Here is a 19,392-nt window from a genome sequence, read left to right on the forward strand (position 1 = left end):
TTCTATCTGCTAACGCTCATGCTTGAGACAGTGTTGTCGGTACGGTTAGTCAATTCCACGAGCGACATGTCCGGGGTTTCTTGAATTCATGGCTGATCCGGTCCTGCACATAAAAGACAGTTACTACTTCGAAGTGCCGCGCATGTTTTGGCGGCACGATTACGAAGATCTTAGTCAGGTCCCGGAATACCTGCGTGAAGCGCATCCGGACACGACTGTTGAAGAATTCAACGATGCCTTGCACGGCAAGATTTTGATTCCTCAGCCGTTCGGGACCCCGGCCAACCATCACGACCCGGCCACCGGGTTTTGCATCTCGAAGTTCATGATCATTGAAGTGGTCGTGGCGATCATCTTGGTGCTGATCTTTACTAAACTGGCGAAATTGATCTCCACCGGGGAACGGCCTCGCGGGATCTTCTGGAATATGTTCGAGTCGGTCCTGCTGTATGTACGGGACCATATCGCCCGTCCTGCGATCGGACTACACGATGCGGACAAATTCGTGCCGCTGCTTTGGACGATTTTCTTTTTCGTGCTGTTTTGCAATCTCTTCGGCCTGCTTCCGTGGGCCGGGTCTCCAACCGGAGCCTTCGGCGTCACGTTGACCTTGGCGTTTGTGATCTTCGGCGCGGGGCTGATTGCTGGCATGCAAAAGTTTGGTCCCGTGGGATACTGGTTGAATCAGGTGCCCACCATGGATCTGCCTTGGTATGTCGCACCATTGAAGTTGTTGATTTTTGCGATCGAAGTTTTGGGAATGTTCATCAAGCATGCCGTGCTCGGTATTCGACTTTTAGCGAATATGGTCGCCGGCCACTTGGTGTTACTAGGAATCATGGGACTCATCGCAGCGGCAGCAGCAGCCCCGCTTGCGAACTGGAGCCTCGTGGCCACCATCGGCATTTTAGGCTCGACGATCTTTAGCCTCCTCGAGTTGTTTGTGTCGTTTCTGCAAGCCTATATCTTTACCTTTCTGTCGGCATTATTTATCGGTGCCTCCGTTCACCACCACTAGTCGTGGGGGGATGGATGTATCCATTTGTCGGCAACCATAAATGCACTACCTAAATTGGGAGACGGAATCCGTGAGTAGAATGAAAACTGTGTTGGTTGGTATGGCCGCCTTCTTGGCAGCCACTCCCGTGATGGCCCAAGACGGCTCCGGCAGCGTTTTGATCGAGTTCTCAGGTGCCTTGGGAACCGGCCTGGTCGTGATCGGTGCCGCACTGGGCATCAGCAAATTGGCATCCGCCGCGCTGGAAAGCATGGCTCGCCAACCCGAAGTTGCGGGTAGCATTCAAACGGCAATGATTATTGCCGCGGCGTTGATCGAAGGTTTCACCTTCTACGCCATTTTCGTTTGCTCCGGTCAAAACCCCTGGGGAACCTAGTCGTTCTCCAAGGGATGTGCGTTAACCGTCTGTCACTTGCTGCGTATTGAGGAATCCCGTGTACGCAAAATTTTCAATTGCCGCACTGTTGGTCCTGGGACTGGCTCTTTCTCCTGGTTTCGTTTTCGCTGAAGATGACGCCAAGGCAGAAGATCATGCCGCTGCGCATGATCCTGAACACAAAGAGGGTCACGCCGACGACCATGGACACGATGATCACCACTCGATCGGCACCAAAGGTGTCGATATGAGTCCGGCTGAATTCAAGTCGGACTTGGCGATTTTCACGTTTGTAGTCTTCGTGTTGTTGCTGTTCATATTGAAAAAGTTTGCCTGGGGCCCCATCGTCGCTGGTCTCGAAAAACGCGAAGGGGGCATCCAACAGCAGATCGACGATGCCAACGACGCGCACGAAAAGGCCAAAGCCTTATTGGCAAAGCATGAGTATCAGATGGATAAGGCGCAAGACCAAGTCCGTGAAATCTTGGCTGAAGCCCGTCGCGATGCCGAGCACACCCGCGATGAAATGATTGCGGCCGCTCAAAGCGAAACCGAGGCCATGAAAAACCGCGCGGTGAACGATATTAATCAGGCGCGGGACCAAGCCTTGGATCAACTCTTTTCGCACATGGCGAAGAGCGTGGCTGAGGCGACCGAACATGTGCTGGGACGCACAATCAGCGAGTCGGATGACAACAAGCTGATCGATGACGCCTTAGCGCAGTTCGCACCCAGTAAGAATTGAGCGTCGGCGACATTCACTAGCGGAACGGCTGCTAGTGGGATTCGCCAGATGGATTTACTTTTGAATTCGGTTACCACACCGGTGGCCGGTTACGGCACTGTCCGTGCCCGACATCGTCATGGTTTTGAAATATCAGTAACGACATGAACGACGCGACCCCCAAACATAGAGTGGCCAGTGTACTGGAAGACCCCAGTGCCCGTGCTATCGCCAAAGTCTATTCTGGCGCCTTTTTGGGTGCCATCGGCGATGGCGATGCCGCCGGACATTTGGAGGAATTGGTGTCGTTCATCGAGGACGTCGTCGATGCCCATCCCGATTTTGCGACAATCCTGTTATCGCAAATGGTCAGCAAAGACGACAAAGTCTCGATCCTGGAACGTGTACTGCCGGGTCACGGCAGTGACATCCTATTGAATTTTCTCCGCGTCCTGGCCACGCATGACCGGCTCGATTTGTTGCCGCTCATCGCCCAGGAAGCGCAATTGCAATTCGAAACATCCAACGGCCAAGGGCGCGTGCAAGTCACTTCTGCCAAGCCACTCTCGGATGCACAATTGCAAAATATCACACAGTCCTTAAAGACCAAATTGTCTTTCGATCCCATTATCGAACCGCAAGTCGATCCCACGGTCCTGGGCGGACTGGTGATTCAAATCGGTAATATCATCCACGACGGTTCCATTAAAACACAATTAAAATCACTGCGGGGCCGCTTGCAGCAGAGGAGTCTCCATGAAATTCAAAGCGGACGAGATCGCTTCAGTACTCCAGAAGGAAATTGAAGACTTCCGCGGCCAAATCGAGACCAGTGAGGTCGGCCGCGTGTTGGAAGTCGGCGACGGTATTGCACGGGTCTATGGCTTGTCGAACGCCATGGCCGGTGAAATGGTCGAATTCCCCGGTGGAGTGCGTGGACAGGTCTTCAACCTCGAAGAAAATTCTGTCGGCGTCATCATCTTGGGAGATTACCTCAAAATTTCCGAAGGGGACGAAGTCCGTAGCACCGGCGCATTGCTGTCGGTCCCGGTCGGCGATGCAGTCATCGGTCGTGTGATCGACCCGTTGGGCAACCCGCTCGATGGTAAAGGTCCCATCGTGGCAACCGAATCGCGCCCTGTGGAACACCTTGCCGCCGGTGTCGCCGGTCGTCAACCGGTTAAGCAACCGCTGCAAAGCGGAATCAAAGCCATCGACGCCATGACCCCGATCGGCCGCGGCCAACGCCAATTGATCATTGGCGACCGTAAAACGGGTAAAACCGCCGTCGCGCTCGATACGATCATTAACCAAAAAGGCGGCGACGTCATTTGCGTCTATGTCGCTTGTGGACAACGAGCAGCCTCCATCACCGGTGTCGTCGAAGCCCTCGAAGCCGCCGGCGCCATGGACTACTCGATCGTCATCAGCGCCACTGCCAGTGATCCCGCCCCGCTGCAATACATCGCTCCCTATGCCGGAGCTGCGATCGCCGAGCACTTCATGATGCAAGGCAAGCACACGTTGGTGGTCTATGATGACTTGTCGAAACAAGCCCAAGCCTATCGCCAGTTGTCACTGCTCATGCGGCGTCCACCGGGACGCGAAGCCTATCCGGGCGACGTCTTCTACTGTCACAGTCGTTTGCTCGAACGGGCTGTGAAGCTCAGCGACGAATTGGGCGGCGGCTCTATGACGGCTTTGCCGATCATCGAAACGTTAGAAGGTGAAGTCTCTGCCTACATTCCCACAAACGTGATTTCCATTACCGACGGCCAGATTTATCTCGAACCGGATCTATTCTTCGCCGGTGTGCGTCCCGCGATTAACGTGGGTATCAGCGTCTCCCGTGTGGGTGGCAACGCGCAAACCAAAGCGATGAAAAAAGTCTCCGGCGGTTTACGACTCGACTTGGCCGCCTTCCGTGAATTGGAAGCTTTCGCGCAGTTGGGTACGGAGTTGGACAAAGCGACACAAGCACAACTCGATCGCGGATACCGCATGGTCGAATTGCTCAAACAGCCGCAGTTCCGTCCGCTTTCCGTCCCCGACCAGGTGATGAGTATCTATGCGGGAACCAAGGGTTACTTTGACCAAGTCCCGGTGAGCGACGTCCTCGCGGCGGAAGTTGAGATGCACCAGTTCATGGCCGAGCAAAAATCGGAAGTCCGCGACAAAATTGCCGAGACCGGTGCCTTGGACAGCGAGACCGAAGAAGCCCTCAAAAATGCGCTTGAGGAATTCAAAGTCCAATATGCCGCGGGCAAGTCCTCCGCCCCGGAGCCGGTCACGGCTTAATCGCGTCCGCACGAGACGCATAAAAGAGATGAGCGTTGTTTTTCCCAGTTAGTTTTTGATTCGTTCTCGGTAAAATCGCAACATGGCTAAAGCTCGAGCAATTCTGAAACGGCTCAAAGCGGTCAAGAACATCCGCAAAATCACGCGGACGATGGAATTGATCGCGACCGCCCGCTTCAAACGGGCTATGGACCGCGCCACCGAGGCGGCTGCCTATACGCGCAAGATCTCCGAACTGGTGGCCGACTTGGCCGAAGCAGGGGGCGAGTTGGATCACCCCCTACTCAAACCTCACGAAACCCGAGAAAATCGTATCCTGCTCGTCCTCACGTCCAATCGCGGATTGTGCGGCGGTTACAACGCGAGTGTGCTGCGACTTGTCCAACGTGAGATCGTTACCAGTCGGGAAACCGACGAACAACTGCAACTCGAAGTCTCCGGTAAACGCGGCTTGAATTTCATGAAATTCAAGAAGTATGACGTCGAACGCTCGTATACGCATTTCGAAGACAAACCAACCTTCGAAGAAGTTGACGAACTCGCACAACGCTACATCGACGATTATTGCGCCGGAAAACTGGATGCGTTGGACGTTGCCTATGTTCGCTTCGAAACCGCATCACGGCAAACGGCTGTGGTCGAGACCTTGCTTCCACTCGGGAAAGTCACCGACGAATTAGCCGAACAGTCCGATGCCTCCGAGCAAAAAACTTCCGTGCAATACGAATTCAAACCCTCGCCACAAGAGATTCTCGAAGAGGTTCTTCCGGCGGCATTTAAAGCCAAGCTGCTCAAATGCTTCCTCGACAGTGCCGTCAGCGAGCAAATCGCTCGGATGGTGGCCATGAAGGGTGCGACAGAAAACGCGGGCGAAATGATCAGCGACCTGTCTCAGAATTACAACCGCGCCCGTCAATCACAAATCACCTCCGAACTCAGCGAAATCATCGGTGGTGCGGCGGCGTTGGAATAAGAAAATCAAGCGGGCTGCACTGTGGCCTGCACACAAATCAAACCGTTTTACATTGGCAAACTACGGGAGCCGACTCGGGTGTCCAGCAGCTCCAAGGAGATTTTTGACATGTCAACCACCGAAGCCCAGACCGCTGAAACAACCGCCGGTGGCGTCGGGCACGTCACGCAGATCATTGGGTCTACCTTTGATGCGGAATTCGCCGAAGACCAACTCCCCGAAATCTACAATGCCTTACGGGTCGATACCGAAATCAAAGGTGTCCGCATCAAAGTCACCGGGGAAGTTCAACAGCATCTTGGCGGAGGACGTGTTCGCTGTGTTGCTCTGGGTTCCACCGACGGCATGGTCCGTGGCATGGAAGCGATCGACACTGGTTCAGCCGTGACCGTTCCTGTCGGTAAAGCCACCCTGGGACGCGTCTTCAATCTGCTGGGCGAACCGATCGATGGTCGCGGCGAAGTGGAACACGAAGACCGCTGGCCCATTCACCGTCACGCTCCTAAGCTCGAAGACCTCAGTGCCAAAACCGAACTCTTCGAAACCGGTATTAAGGTGATCGACCTGCTGACTCCGTTTGTGCGGGGTGGTAAAGCGGGACTGTTCGGTGGAGCCGGTTTGGGCAAGACGGTGATCCTCACCGAATTGATTGCTCGGATCGCCAGCGAACATGGTGGATACTCGGTGTTCGCCGGCGTAGGTGAGCGGACCCGCGAAGGAAACGACCTGTGGTTGGAAATGCAGGAAACCAAAATCGGGCAAACCGAACGGTCCGTTATCGAACAAACCTGTATGGTCTTCGGTCAAATGAACGAGCCCCCCGGAGCCCGTTTACGTGTCGCCCTGTCGGCTTTGACCATGGCCGAATGGTTCCGTGACACAACCGGAACCGACACCCTGCTGTTCGTCGACAACATCTTCCGCTTCTCGCAAGCCGGTTCGGAAGTCTCCGCCTTGCTGGGTCGGATGCCCTCGGCCGTGGGTTACCAACCGACGCTGGGTACCGAATTGGGTGAACTACAAGAACGGATTACCTCCACCAAACGGGGTGCTATTACCAGTGTGCAAGCGGTCTATGTCCCGGCGGATGACCCGACTGACCCTGCCCCGGCAACCGCGTTCTCTCACTTGGACGCCTTTATCTACCTGGAACGACGGATCTCGGAAAAAGGGATTTACCCGGCGGTCGACCCGCTGGCCTCCTCCAGTCGGATTTTGGATCCGCAATATGTCGGCGACCGACATTACACTGTCGCACGCCGCGTCCAAACCATCCTCCAACGCTATCGCGAACTGCAGGACATCATCGCCATTTTGGGTGTCGATGAATTGAGCGAAGAAGACAAACTTGTCGTGGCTCGTGCCCGACGGATTGAACGCTTCCTGTCGCAACCGTTCCTCGTGGCTGAGGTCTTCACCGGCAAAGCTGGTAAAATTACTCCGCTGCAGGAAACGATCGAAAGCTTCGAAGAAATCTGTGACGGCAAATGGGATCACCTTCCCGAACAAGCCTTCATGTACGTCGGTGGCGTTAAAGAAGCAGAAGAACAAGCCAAACGAATGGCCGAAGAATCCTAAGGGCGGCGACGGCCGCCGGCGGGTGCGTGCTTCCGCACGAAGGGGTTGGGGCGTTCCCGTTGGTCACTGGATGAGTTGATATACCAGACGAAAACTGGTTGAACTGATACTGTTGGGTGGTGGAGCTTTTGCTTTGCTGTCACTTGAAAATCTAATGGAGCAGGCCCATGGCCGCTGAAGGCCCGTTACGTCTTGTTGTCGTTACACCGGAGAAGACCGTTCTGGAACAGGACGTTGTCTCGCTACGGTTTGCGCTGTATGACGGACAAATCGGTATTCTGCCGGGACGGGCGCCGTTGTTAGGACGGCTAGGTTATGGCGAGTTGCAATACACCGACCCCAGCGGCAACAGCCACAGCTACTTCATTGATGGCGGCTTTGTGCAAGTCAACGGCCCGGTGGTTTCCATCCTCACCAATCAAGCCATCCCGGCCGAAAAAGTCGATGCGGACGCGGCACAGAGCAAACTTGAAGAGCTAAACGCCAGCCGCCCGAGTACGGATGAAGAATTCGCCGCCAAAGACCGCGACTTGTTGCGAACCCGCCAAATGATCGCCGTCGGCAAGCGCTTCTAAAGGTCGTGTGCTTATTGTCGTGGCAACTGCCATGCAGCGTCACGGGAGGGTGAAGCTCCTGCTGAGCCTCATCGGTGCGTTTTGAGTGGATCAAACCTGACAAAAGCCAGCGCACCTCAATAATTAGGTGTGACAAACCTCCTCTGCGATGATGCCGCTGTCAACGCCCTTAAAGCTTGGCTGATCGATAAACTCAACGCTCTCCCCGCAGGCCTCGCTGATAACGCTGTTCGCGAGGGCCTATACTTTCTCTGGTGCATAGGACGCGAATGCGCGGCTTGATCGCCTCACGTGGCAAACTCTGCCAACCGAATTTGCGCGACGGGTTTCACTCATGAGGCCCGAAAGCGGTGGCCGAAATAAGATATGCATCAGGACGCTGCCCCCCACTGAACATTGGCTGCATCGCCCACGCATCGAAGTCGGTCGTGGCGGCGCAAATGCCACCCTCCCCGCCTCCCTCCCTGCCGACATGAGGTTGACAGTATCGTGGTGATGAATCAATCAACCAAACGATTAACCTTTCCCGAAAATGCGGTCGTCACCGGCGACACATTTCTGACGCTCCAAGTCAGTCGCGGAAAGACAAATTTCCCCCACCGCCCCGTCACCGTACCACGCTTCGCCATCGGCGCAGGCAGTGGTTGCGACATGGTACTGGGCGATCCCAACGTTCCGGCTCTCCATACAATTCTACTGGTAGAAGGGGGATGCGTGATCGCCGAAGCCATTGCCCACTCGCCACTGTTGAAGGTCAATGGGAATGTCGTTAAGACGGCAATTCTTGAAGACGGCGACGTGTTGACGATTGGTGGATTTCAATTCGCCATTCAACTCAATCACGAAGCCATCGCACAAACCTTGGAATCGGATTCGCAGACATCCCTCGACCTACAGGACCTGGAAAGTGAATGCGAACTCGACGATGGAGAACTCTCCGCCGCTGAACTCGTAGACCGTCTCGAGGCCGAAATGGCCTTGGTCGATCAATTTGAACGCCAAATCCAAACCGGTCAAGCGGCGCTACTGCAATCAGCCATCAACCGCAATACGCAGCGGGAATCGTCTACGGATCCCGTGCATTCCGCTATCGCACCGCGTCACATTATCCATAGCAAACATACGTTGCGAGGACCTCGTTCCCACCGGCACAGCGAAGCCGACGAACGCGTCGTTGACGAATTCGAACGCGTCCGTATGGAGTTGGAAGACTTTTCAGCTGACCTCGAACAACGTATTCACCAGGTCAATCACCGCGAAGATAATATCGATGCGGCAACCAAAGAGCTGGCTGAGGCACAAAACAAACTGGTCGCCCAACTCGGCCTGTTACTCGAACAGATCGCCGCACAACAACCGGCGGACGCCCCTCGAGCCATTGCCTAATTCCCTGGGCCCGACTCGTATTCTCTGAGACAAACCACGCTCGCCCGCTTCTTACAGCTGGCGAGCGTTTTTTATTGGATCACGACGACTTTTTCAGCGAGGCATCACGGAACCGCAGGTCCGGTTTGTTGATCGTCACGATCGTATTGGGCGGCACGCTCTCATACAGGGACACGCCGGCACCGATGACCGAGTTCGCTCCGATCGTCGTATCGCCCCCCAAAACCGTCGCGCTGGCGTAGATCACAACCCCTTCTTCAATGGTCGGATGCCGCTTCGTGTCGCGAACCACATTCCCCTCGGAATCTTTCGGGAAACTCAGCGCGCCTAAGGTCACTCCCTGGTAGATTTTCACATGCGCCGCAATCTCGCAAGTCTCGCCGATCACCACACCCGTTCCATGATCGATAAAGAAACTCGGCCCAATCTTCGCCCCGGGATGCAAATCAATCCCCGTCCGGCTATGCGACCATTCCGAGAGAATCCGCGGAATCAACGGCACGCCTAAGCGATACAATTCGTGTGCCATGCGATGAACCGTGATCGCTTCCAAGCCGGGATAGCAGAAAATGATCTCGTCAAAACTCTTCGCCGCCGGATCACCGTCGTACGCCGCTTCGACATCCAAGGCCATCGATTCCCGCATTTGCGGAATCCGCTCCAAAAAACTGATCGCGGTTCGCTGCCCTTCCGCCTCGAAATCAATCGTCGGATCGGTCCCGCCGCACTCCAGCCGCATATTCAGCGAAGCATTGTGCCGCAGGGCGCGTGCGATCTGTTCGGTCAAGCGGTCATGCAGGCCGTCAATCAAGTCGCCGATATGGTACGTCACGTTGCCGTGATGCAAATTCTGCCGGCGGCGGTAGCCCGGATAGATAACCTCTTTGACATCCTCGGCAATCGCCATCACTGCTTCCGTACTGGGCAACGGACAGTGGCCAAGATGATTGATTCGATTGATGTCGTAGTAGCTGGCAATAATCCGGTCGGTCAGTTCCGGAAGTTCTTCTTTGCGGCTGAGGTCAGTCGCCATGGTCGATCTCCTGGGTCATCGTCATGCGGGACGCGGCGGATTTCAGTGACCACGGAACGTTGGGGACCCGTCCCGATTAGTCAAACTGTAACGATTTCACCGACTCTACCGCCCTAGGCGCGAGTAGGATTGTAGGGAGCGGCATAATACGAAATCAAGTAGTAATCAGCATCGACCGAAAAACCGTTGTAAGTTGAGTGGATATCAGAATCGACACGACCCGCCGTACAAATGTTCGCTACGAACGACGATCCCGGTTTGTAGCTGAAATCCCGCACACTTCGGCCGCCTCAAATCAGACCGCTCACCCCGGATAGGCAGCTCTGCAAGGGTTCTTCGATTCACGCGTCTCCTGCCGTTGAACACGATCGCGCATGCTTCTGCTCCCGTCCTGTAGGGGCGGCCTTGACGCTGTCGATGATATCCCATGTCCGGCCCGGGAAACAACGCTGATTCCGCGCGCCGCCACTGGCTACACGAAGGACAGAACATGAAGACAACCAGCGATCCCGTTTCCCCACCGCATCCACAGCCGCCGGAAGTCCGCTTAGACGCGGGGCATGATCGCGCGGCGCGCACCCCACATTCCAACGACACAACAACAATCCGACGCCGCTACGACCAACTCATGAGTCGTTTGCGACGGATCGCCATTGACCCTGTGCGGCGCGTGCCGGAGAACGATTACTTGCCCGCCTTGCATCGCGGAGCATTGACGCTCGCCAAGCGGGTTTATCATGACATTCGCCTATCCACTGCTAAAGGCGGCGACACGCCCAGCGACCAAATCTCACCCACAGCGTTATTGAAGGTCGGCGAATCAATGCTGGACCGTCACGATCAGCAACAACAACTTCTTGCCGAACTCAAGGAACTTTCGCTGGAATTGTGCGGGCTGATTTCTGAAATGCCGCGTGAACGGCCCCCCAAATACACGAAGATCGTGGAACTGACCGACCGCATCATTGAACAGTCCGCCACCCAAACCACGATCGAGCAGGTGCTGCCGCAACCCGGACTCCCCATTACGGAGATCCTCACAGGCGAACTGCCGACAAGTCATACACGGGTCTACGTCGAAGCCATCACAGCGGCGCAGCTCATTGCCTGGACGGCTGGAGCGCACAATGCCATAAAATCGCGTGAGCAATTGCAACACATCATGATCGCCGCCTTGCTGCGAGATGTCGGCTGTCTCGTCATCGATCCGCAAGTGATTCACAATCACGAACAGCTCAAACAAACTCAACTCGGCTTGTATCGCCGGCATCCGCGATTGTCAGCGGCGATGATCGGTCGCATGCGACGCCCACCCATTTCCGTCGCGCGACTCGTCGCCCGGCATCACGAACGACTCGACGGGACCGGCTTTCCCGCGCAGTTATCGGACCTGCAATTCAACGAGGCCTTGCGACTCCTCACCGCTGCGACCGATTACGTTGCCATGTACCGCTCGACCGCCCCAGTGAATCATTTTGTCACGCATCCGGAATCTCGTCGTCGCGAGATGGCGCAAGCTCTCTCATCGCGCGCCAAGCGGGGTCAACTGGACCATGATTGGGTCGAACGTATTCTCATCGGCAGTGAGCAGTTGCACGAATTGGCCAGCCCCGAGAAAACCGGCACGCCACCACAGTTGCCGAAGCAACATCAACTGCACTCCGACCATGTCCGACCGTCGGCTCCGCATCATCAAACGCAACTGCCCAACGACGAGGTCACGACCCACCAGTCGATCGTCGCACAACCTCACTGAATCCACGCCGGAAGCCTGACATGTTTCGCTCAAAACCAATCAACGACGCGCCTCCCCCGGAAGATCCCGCTGCGCTGACCGATGATGACTATTGGACCAGTTCCCGACGCCCGCTTTCTTGTTTGATCTTTCTCCTGCCGCTATTGGGTCTGTATGAAGTCGGCGTGCTCTGGTTGGGTGGCAGTGAACCGGCGTCGTACCGCAATGGGGCCGACCATTGGATGCGCACCGCACTGCAGGAAGTCGGGCTGGTGCAAGTTCACGTGTTGCCGGCGATTGTGATTGGACTGTTATTGGCTTGGCATCTGGGCGGCCGCTATTCCTGGAAGGTGAACCGCGAAACGTTGCTCGGCATGACCGCTGAGTCGCTGTTGTTTGCGTTGATGCTGGTGGTCATCGGACAACTGCAAAGCTTAGCATTTGCGGAACTCAACGAATCCACGTTGCCGGCTTCCACTGCATTGGCCTCCGCGGGCCTATCCAAAGTGGTTAGTTTTGTCGGCGCGGGCGTTTACGAAGAAGTCTTGTTCCGCCTATGGATGCTGCCGCTGTGCTACGCGGTGTTTTACGTGCTATTTCGCTCGGCGCGCTGGGCGGCCGGAACGGCGATTTTGGTAACCAGCGTCCTCTTTTCGCTGGCGCATTACGTCGGCCCTCACGGCGATGCGTTCTCCGCACTGACTTTCTCATTTCGCGCTATGGCCGGCAGTTTTTTCGCCTTGCTGTTTTTACTCCGCGGCTTCGGCATCACCGTCGGCTGCCACGCCGCCTACGACCTACTCGTCGGCATCCTCCTAGTCGACCACACCTAACGTAGGATGCGTCGCAACGCACCTTTCTCACTTAGTACGTTCGATTCCCCCAAACGAAACCAGCGCTGCATACTCATCCAGGTAAACCGCAACGATGGACGAATCCAAACTGCAGATCTATCAAAACGACGAGAACTCCGCAGCGGCCAAACTGCAAAGCATCAGGGACCGCATGGGGGAGAAATATGCCGCCCGCATCGCGGCTGCCGGTCCGCTCCGCCGCGCGTTTTTGCATTGGCGGATGCGGCACGAGATCGAAGCTGAAATCGCAAAAGCGGCGCAGTCCATCGCCGCGCGGTTATGACACTTACGACAAGCCTCCGGCCGGATTCTGCTCAAGCGGTCATTTGCTCAAACAGCGCTTTGTAATACCGCATGACTTTCAGCGGATCGGACGTGGCCGGGCTTTCGGAGAGACAGTAGCCGTCGTAATCTTGTTGTTTGAGCAACGAGAACAACTCTTGATAGGGATACTGCTGGTCAAATAAATCGTGAATATGGAGCGTCCCGCCGAGTTTGTGTTTGAGTAGGTCAAAGTTCATCTTGATCGAACCGTTAACCGTCTCCCCCGGATTGGCGTTCCAACACACGACCACTTGCGGGTGATCGGCTGCATCCATGATCTTACGGATCACTGCCGGATCTTTCGTCCCGCGACCGTGAACTTCGACGCGAATTTCCTGGCCATGATCGGCCGCGAATTTCCCGCACTCCCGCAATGCTTCGCCGATACGGGCGATGGTTACTTGAGGGTCTTCGCCTTTGACCAACCGATTCGGACGGACCTTTACTCCCGTCCCACCGATATCGGCCGACAGCTTCACGAACTCATTCGTCAATTCGATGTTGCGCTGCACGATGCCATGGTCGGGATCGTGATATTCACACGCCGATCCCGGTCCCACAAACTCGACCGGTGAGTCATCAAACTTCTGCTTAACCTCAGCGCGCTGCGCTGGCGAGAGTTCGACCTCGACACCATGCTTGTGAGTAGATCGCAATTCCACGCCCGCGAAACCGGTGGCGGCACAATTCTTGATGACCGTATCCAGGTCCCATTCCTTGCCCCACAAATACGTCACCATGCCCAGCTTCAACATTGTCGCTCCCCCGCAATTTCCAATATTCGCATCCACCAAAAACCGACTCCCTCTCCCTCTGGGAGAGGGCCGGGGTGAGGGTTTTCGCAAATCAATTGGCCGTCATCGCCGCAGGTCATTCGGGCCGTCTTTCGACCTACCAGCGTAACAACCCCGTGCCCCAGGACAAACCGGCGCCGAAACCGCTCATCAAGATCGTGTCGCCCCGATTGATACGGCCCGCTTGGAACGCTTCGTCCAAGGCGATGGGAATCGACCCGCCTGAGGTGTTCCCCAATTTTTGTAGGTTCACAAACACCTTGTCGTCCGGGATGCCCAACTGTTCCATCGCGTAATTGATGATCCGAATATTTGCCTGATGCAAAATAAACAGGTCGACATCGTGCACGCTCATGCCGGTTTTTTCCAGCATCAGTTCGATGGTATCCGTGACCACACGCACCGCCCACTTGAATACGTTGCGACCATCCATTTTTAGGAAATGTTCGCTCTTATCGATTTGTTCGTGAGTAATCGGCTGCCGTGATCCGCCCGCCGGACAATTCAACATTGGCCCGCCGCTGCCATCGGCACCAACCTGATAGCACATCAACCCTTGATGGGGATCCCCTTGAGCGAGCAATACCGCTCCCGCACCGTCACCGAACAAGGGCGCGGTCCGCTGATCGGTGGGATCAACAATCCGGCTATTGCAATCGCCGCCAATGACCAAGGCGAGCTGGCTGTTGCCGGTCGCGACGTATTGCGCGGCGGTGGTGAGTGCATACATGAAACCCGCACACGCTGCCTGCATGTCCACAGCGGCCGCATCCAATCCCAACGCATCCTGCACCAGACAGGCTGTTGAGGGAAAAGCAAAGTCAGGTGTAAAAGTACCAACTAAGACCAAATCAATATCTTGCGGATCGACCCCCGCGCGGCGGATCGCCTTGCGGGCGGCCGCGATACACATGTCGCTGGTCGCCAGATTACTGGGGAGATACCGTCGTTCTAAAATCCCCGACCGTTGTTCGATCCACTCCGGATCGAAACCAGCGCTCTCTCGCAGATCTTCATTGGTCACAATTTGATCGGGAACGTACGATCCGCACGAAACAACCTGCACGCCGAGCATCGAATTCGTACGGCGACTGAACCGGTTGATCCGCGGCGAGGACGCCTGCGGTGCGGGAGAGCTTTGTGAAGACATATACCAATTTTCCTTAGACGATGGGTGTTTTCCAAAACCTGCGGAATCGATATAACAACAGTTGGCGAGTTATCCTGACAATAGACTCAATGTTGCATTCCGCAAACAGGTTTGAGCACCGATACGACTTCCGTCTTAGTGAACGTTCAATTTTTGTGAGTGGTTCGCAATCTGCGTGCGCACATTGCGTATTCGATGAATTCAAAACCAGTCGCTGCGACCACAAACCGGCCGCGCGGAAAATCGCGAAATGGAATGGCCCAAGAGGATTTCTCTGGCATCCATGCCTTTCGTACTCTGCTATTCGCAGTTGACGGTCCAATATTCAGGGCAAGCAATCATCCGTCGACGAGCTGTACTCGGCAGTGTAACTGGTTTTAAGTCTTGAAACCAGCGAGGTTTCACACCGACACCGACCCGGCCCTCTCATCCGCCCCAGATTACGCATCTTTCCCGCAAGAGAAATTCTTGAGTACGGACTGGGAAGAAACCTCATGTGTTTGCTCGGTGTCGCCTTCAAAACCATACCTCAACATCCCGTTTTTCTCCTCGCCAACCGCGAAGAGAGCCCCCTCCGCCAGAGTTCGGAACCGGCGATCATCCACGAGCAGACAGGAAAATCTAACTGGCTGGGCGGAACTGACTTGCAAGCCGGTGGGACTTGGCTGGGTGTCAATCAACAGCACATGATCGTGGCGGTCACCAACCGCCAAAAGCAGCAAATTCCCAAAACTCCACGATCACGCGGCTTATTATGCCGCGATTTATTGGGATTTCCCGATATCGCCACGGCCTCCGCTCACGCTCAGAAGCAACTGCAAACGGGCAATTATGCCGGCTGCAACTTTCTGCTCGCCGCTCCTGATGCGGCGGTGAGCATCGAGGCGGGTGATAAATTCCGCATCACCCCCTTACCGCCGGGCATCCACTTGATGGCCAATAGCGACCTCAACGACCCGCTCGACCCCCGCATTCACCGCGTTCGCCTCCTGCTGGAAGGCATCGACAGTCAGCTTGCCGAAGACTGGATTGCTGCCGCAAAAAAGATCTGTGGACTGACCGGCGAGGGCAGCGAACCGGCGATTTGCCGCACGGGGAGCGACTGGGGGACCGTTTCGTCTTCGATTATCGTACTTGCCGATTCCGCAAATCAGTCAACATTTCTGCATGCCGCCGGCCCCCCCTCTTCGACTCCCTACAACGATTTTAGCAATATGTTCCAACAACTTTAGCAGCGACCGCCTGCGATTGAATCCCTGGACAGCGACGGTATATACTGTCCTGCCTACGAGCCTGGTCTAATCTCAGGATTTGAGAATACCGCAGTCGCGAGCAGCTGCAGTATTTAGAGTGCGCCCCCTCCCCATTGCCTGCGTTTCTGCCGGCAAGCATTCCAGCAAACTCTTACCGTCGCTCGGTTTCCAACTTTTCGGTGGTATATTTTCATGCGTCCAGACCCAGGCCACGGGCCGTTTTATTTGGGAGTTGATGTTGGTGGAACCAACATCAAAGTGGGGGTCGTTGACTCCCAGGCGCATTCGTTGTCGCATGTCAGTCTGCCCACCCAACCCAAACTTGGACCTGAAGTCGGCCTGCGAACCATTTGCGAAGCTTCGCGAATGGCCATCGAACAAAGTCAGCTCGACATCAGCGAGATTCATGCTGTCGGATTAGCGACGCCGGGAACCATGGATATTCCCAAGGGATTGCTGCTCGATCCGCCCAATCTTCCCGGTTGGACGAATCTACCGTTGCGGGATCAGTTGTCTGAGGCGTTGGGACTGCCAACCACATTGCAAAACGATGCCAACGCTGCTGCCTACGGCGAATTTTGGGGCGGTATGGCGCGCGACGCGACGAGTTTGGTGTTTTTCACGCTGGGCACGGGAATCGGTTGCGGCATAATTATTGGCGACACAATTGTTGAAGGCGCGCATTCCCACGGAGCCGAATGCGGGCATATCATCATCGAAATGAACAACGGCCGGCTCTGCCCCACAGGTCAATATGGCACGTTGGAAGCCTATGCTAGTGCCAAATCTGTAGTCAAACGCTGTCGCGAAGCGTTGGATGACGGTCGTGAATCGTCGATTACCGCGGAACTCGACAAAGGCGAGAAGCTCACCCCGCTACTGATCAGTCGCATGTGCGACGCAGGAGATGAGTTGGCTGAGGAATTGATCATGCAAACCGCTCGCTATTTGGGTGTTGGTACAACGACCTTAATGCATACAATCAATCCGGAAATGGTCCTCTTCGGCGGCGCCATGACGTTCGGCCGCAACGAGACAGAACTGGGACGCCGATTTCTGCAGGAAATTCGTAATGAAGTCAAGAAACGTGCTTTTCCGGTCCCGGCCGAAAAGACGCAAATTGAATACGCGAGTTTGGGCGGAGACGCGGGCTATATCGGTGCCGCCGGCTGCGCGAGGTTAAAGTTTCCTTAGCCGCGCGCATTTCAATGCTGGTGGGCATGCCAACAGCCGTGCCGGAAAGATTGCACCAGAAAGCCGTAGGACAGGCAGTCGCCCGGCGAAACCGATTCGGATATTCACCGAACCGCCACTAAGTTTTTCCATCACGTAAATTGTCTGTAAGACAGAGTTTAAAACCGCACATGGACACACAGTTCATCCGCAATTTTTCGATCGTCGCGCACATCGACCATGGTAAGAGTACGTTGGCGGATCAACTGCTACTCAAATCGGGGGCCATCACCCAGCGCGAGTTTAAAGAACAGATCCTCGACGACCTGTCGATCGAACGTGATCGTGGAATCACCGTCAAAGCACGGACGGTGGCGATCAATTATACGTTCGAGGGCCAGGAGTATGAACTGAATTTGATCGACACACCGGGGCACGTCGATTTCCATTACGAAGTTTCCCGCTCACTCGCTGCCTGTGAGGGCGCCCTATTATTAGTCGACGCGTTTCAGGGCGTTCAGGCCCAGACCGTTGCCAACGCCTATGCGGCCATCGAAGTTGATCTCTCCATCATTCCCGTCGTCAACAAAATTGACCTGCCTGTGACCAGAATCGATGAGGTCTTAGAAGAAATCGAAACGGTTTTGGGACTGGAGCCGGACGACGCGCTGATGATCAGCGCTCGCGATGGAATCGGCGTGGACGAGGTGTTCGAAGCTATCATCAACCGCGTGCCACCGCCGCAAGGCAAGTCCGACGCTCCGCTGCAGGCGCTGGTATTCGACAGCAAATACGACTCGTTTCGCGGCGTCATGACTTACGTCCGCATCATGGAAGGGACAATCGAAAAAGGCCAGCGCATCAAGTTCATGCGTGAAGGAACCACCTACGACGTGTTGGACATCGGCCAATTCCGACCGGAGATGCGGGTCTGCGACCGTTTGGGACCGGGACAGGTCGGCTACATTCTCACCGGCATCAAGGACCTCGGGCAAGTGCATGTCGGCGACACCGTGACCGACGCGCGGCAACCGGCCGAGAAATCCTTGCCCGGATATCAATTGCCGCAGCAAATGGTCTTTGCTGGACTCTATCCCACCGATTCCAGTGACTTCGAAAAACTCCGCGATTCCCTGCAAAAGCTCAGCCTGAATGACTCCAGTTTTTCGTACATGGCCGAAACGAGCGATGCGCTCGGTTTTGGTTTTCGCTGCGGGTTTTTAGGCCTGCTGCATATGGAGATCATCCAGCAACGACTCGAACGCGAAGCAGATGTCGATCTCATCCAAACCGCACCGAACGTGACCTATGAGCTATTGCTCCGCAATGGTGAGACCAAAAAAATTGATAACCCGCAAGAAGTGCCTGATGCCGGTTCCATTCAGGAATTCCGCGAGCCGATTGCGCGGGTCAATTTCATTCTGCCCACCACGGGTATCGGCCCGATTATGCAACTGGCCGCCGACCGCCGCGGGACCTACATCAGCACCGAATATCTGGGCACCAATCGCGCGCTGATGATCTATGAACTTCCGTTAGCGGAAGTCATTTACGACATGCACGATAAACTCAAATCGGCGACCCGCGGTTATGGCACGTTGGACTATGACGTCATCGGTTTTCGTGCTGCTGATTTGGTCAAAGTCGATGTGCTGGTCAAAGGCAACCGTGTCGACGCTCTTTCCACAATCATGCACCGCGCTGATGCGGAGCGTCGTGGGCGCAATTTGGTGAAGCGACTCAAAAAGGAAATCTCAAAACATCAATTTGAGATTGCCATTCAAGCCGCCATCGGTGGGAAAGTCATCGCCCGCGAAACCATTTCGGCATTGCGGAAAAACGTCACCGCAAAATGCTATGGCGGCGACATCACCCGAAAGCGTAAACTGTGGGCCAAACAACGCGAGGGTAAAAAACGGATGCGGCAATTCGGTCAGGTCGAAATCCCACAAAAAGCCTTCCTCTCCGTACTCGAAGCGGGCGAGGACCAGTAAGTCGCCGCAGCGGGCTCGTCCAGCAGTGTGTGTGTGTCGGTCGCGCCATTGGCACTGGCGGACAAGCCGCCAGTGGCACCCGAGTTCACAGGGCAGGTTCGGCTCTTTATTTTCGAGTCGGAACCCGGCCCGACGACGAGAACGGCACTCAGCG

Annotated in this window: 18 protein-coding genes; 15 read left to right on the forward strand and 3 right to left on the reverse strand. The window is 55.5% G+C overall.

Annotation, left to right across the window (positions count from 1 at the left end; all coding sequences use genetic code 11):
• Window positions 1-88 precede the first annotated feature (88 nt).
• The 9 genes from atpB (at window position 89) to Mal52_RS18075 (ending at window position 8,928) form a co-directional block, all read left to right on the forward strand.
• The gene (atpB, locus tag Mal52_RS18035) at window positions 89-1,018 is read left to right on the forward strand and encodes a F0F1 ATP synthase subunit A (protein WP_145377712.1); all 930 of its coding nucleotides are present in this window, start codon (window positions 89-91) and stop codon (window positions 1,016-1,018) included.
• A gap of 79 nt (window positions 1,019-1,097) precedes the next feature.
• The gene (atpE, locus tag Mal52_RS18040) at window positions 1,098-1,394 is read left to right on the forward strand and encodes an ATP synthase F0 subunit C (protein WP_197532834.1); all 297 of its coding nucleotides are present in this window, start codon (window positions 1,098-1,100) and stop codon (window positions 1,392-1,394) included.
• Between the two features lie 58 nt (window positions 1,395-1,452).
• Window positions 1,453-2,139 (forward strand): F0F1 ATP synthase subunit B, encoded by a 687-nt coding sequence (atpF, locus tag Mal52_RS18045; RefSeq protein ID WP_145377713.1) that lies wholly within the window; start codon window positions 1,453-1,455, stop codon window positions 2,137-2,139.
• Window positions 2,140-2,282: 143 nt separating this feature from the next.
• Window positions 2,283-2,924, forward strand: a complete 642-nt coding sequence (atpH, locus tag Mal52_RS18050; protein WP_145377714.1) for an ATP synthase F1 subunit delta — start codon at window positions 2,283-2,285, stop codon at window positions 2,922-2,924.
• Entirely contained in the window at window positions 2,875-4,416 is a 1,542-nt protein-coding gene (atpA, locus tag Mal52_RS18055) for a F0F1 ATP synthase subunit alpha (RefSeq protein ID WP_145377715.1), read from the forward strand. Before atpH ends, atpA begins: the two co-directional genes overlap by 50 nt.
• An 82-nt stretch (window positions 4,417-4,498) precedes the next feature.
• Window positions 4,499-5,389 (forward strand): ATP synthase F1 subunit gamma, encoded by an 891-nt coding sequence (atpG, locus tag Mal52_RS18060; protein WP_145377716.1) that lies wholly within the window; start codon window positions 4,499-4,501, stop codon window positions 5,387-5,389.
• A 108-nt stretch (window positions 5,390-5,497) separates the two neighbouring features.
• Complete coding sequence (gene atpD, locus Mal52_RS18065; RefSeq protein WP_145377717.1) at window positions 5,498-6,967, forward strand: F0F1 ATP synthase subunit beta; 1,470 nt, start codon at window positions 5,498-5,500, stop codon at window positions 6,965-6,967.
• Window positions 6,968-7,134: 167 nt separating this feature from the next.
• Complete coding sequence (locus Mal52_RS18070) at window positions 7,135-7,542, forward strand: F0F1 ATP synthase subunit delta/epsilon (protein WP_145377718.1); 408 nt, start codon at window positions 7,135-7,137, stop codon at window positions 7,540-7,542.
• 495 nt (window positions 7,543-8,037) lie between these two features.
• Entirely contained in the window at window positions 8,038-8,928 is an 891-nt protein-coding gene (locus tag Mal52_RS18075) for an FHA domain-containing protein (protein ID WP_145377719.1), read from the forward strand.
• A 79-nt stretch (window positions 8,929-9,007) separates the two neighbouring features.
• Here the strand turns inward: Mal52_RS18075 and epsC are convergent, their stop codons facing one another.
• Window positions 9,008-9,961, reverse strand: a complete 954-nt coding sequence (gene epsC, locus Mal52_RS18080) for a serine O-acetyltransferase EpsC (protein ID WP_145377720.1) — start codon at window positions 9,959-9,961, stop codon at window positions 9,008-9,010.
• Window positions 9,962-10,451: 490 nt separating this feature from the next.
• On the opposite strand from epsC, the gene Mal52_RS18085 reads away from it, so the two are divergent.
• The 3 genes from Mal52_RS18085 to Mal52_RS18095 all read left to right on the forward strand — a co-directional run bounded on the left by Mal52_RS18085 (window position 10,452) and on the right by Mal52_RS18095 (window position 12,833).
• Window positions 10,452-11,717 (forward strand): HD-GYP domain-containing protein, encoded by a 1,266-nt coding sequence (locus tag Mal52_RS18085; RefSeq protein ID WP_197534298.1) that lies wholly within the window; start codon window positions 10,452-10,454, stop codon window positions 11,715-11,717.
• Between the two features lie 20 nt (window positions 11,718-11,737).
• Complete coding sequence (locus Mal52_RS18090; RefSeq protein WP_145377722.1) at window positions 11,738-12,529, forward strand: CPBP family intramembrane glutamic endopeptidase; 792 nt, start codon at window positions 11,738-11,740, stop codon at window positions 12,527-12,529.
• Window positions 12,530-12,623: 94 nt separating this feature from the next.
• Window positions 12,624-12,833, forward strand: coding sequence for a hypothetical protein (locus Mal52_RS18095; protein WP_145377723.1), 210 nt, complete (start codon window positions 12,624-12,626; stop codon window positions 12,831-12,833).
• A gap of 31 nt (window positions 12,834-12,864) precedes the next feature.
• On the opposite strand, the gene Mal52_RS18100 is transcribed toward Mal52_RS18095, so the two are convergent.
• Window positions 12,865-13,665: a sugar phosphate isomerase/epimerase family protein gene (locus Mal52_RS18100; protein ID WP_197534299.1), complete on the reverse strand. Its 801-nt coding sequence runs from the start codon at window positions 13,663-13,665 to the stop codon at window positions 12,865-12,867.
• Window positions 13,666-13,765: 100 nt separating this feature from the next.
• Window positions 13,766-14,818, reverse strand: coding sequence for a 3-oxoacyl-ACP synthase III family protein (locus Mal52_RS18105; protein WP_145377724.1), 1,053 nt, complete (start codon window positions 14,816-14,818; stop codon window positions 13,766-13,768).
• Window positions 14,819-15,312: 494 nt separating this feature from the next.
• Here Mal52_RS18105 and Mal52_RS18110 point away from each other — a divergent pair, with 494 nt between their 5' ends.
• From Mal52_RS18110 to lepA, 3 genes are all read left to right on the forward strand, one after another.
• Window positions 15,313-16,050 carry an NRDE family protein gene (locus Mal52_RS18110; RefSeq protein ID WP_145377725.1) on the forward strand — a complete coding sequence of 246 codons (738 nt, stop codon included), beginning with the start codon at window positions 15,313-15,315 and terminating at the stop codon, window positions 16,048-16,050.
• Window positions 16,051-16,263: 213 nt separating this feature from the next.
• Window positions 16,264-17,265: an ROK family protein gene (locus tag Mal52_RS18115; RefSeq protein WP_145377726.1), complete on the forward strand. Its 1,002-nt coding sequence runs from the start codon at window positions 16,264-16,266 to the stop codon at window positions 17,263-17,265.
• A 170-nt stretch (window positions 17,266-17,435) separates the two neighbouring features.
• Complete coding sequence (gene lepA, locus Mal52_RS18120) at window positions 17,436-19,238, forward strand: translation elongation factor 4 (RefSeq protein ID WP_145377727.1); 1,803 nt, start codon at window positions 17,436-17,438, stop codon at window positions 19,236-19,238.
• The last annotated feature ends 154 nt before the right edge of the window (window positions 19,239-19,392 follow it).

This window comes from Symmachiella dynata (assembly GCF_007747995.1).
Classification (GTDB): domain Bacteria; phylum Planctomycetota; class Planctomycetia; order Planctomycetales; family Planctomycetaceae; genus Symmachiella; species Symmachiella dynata.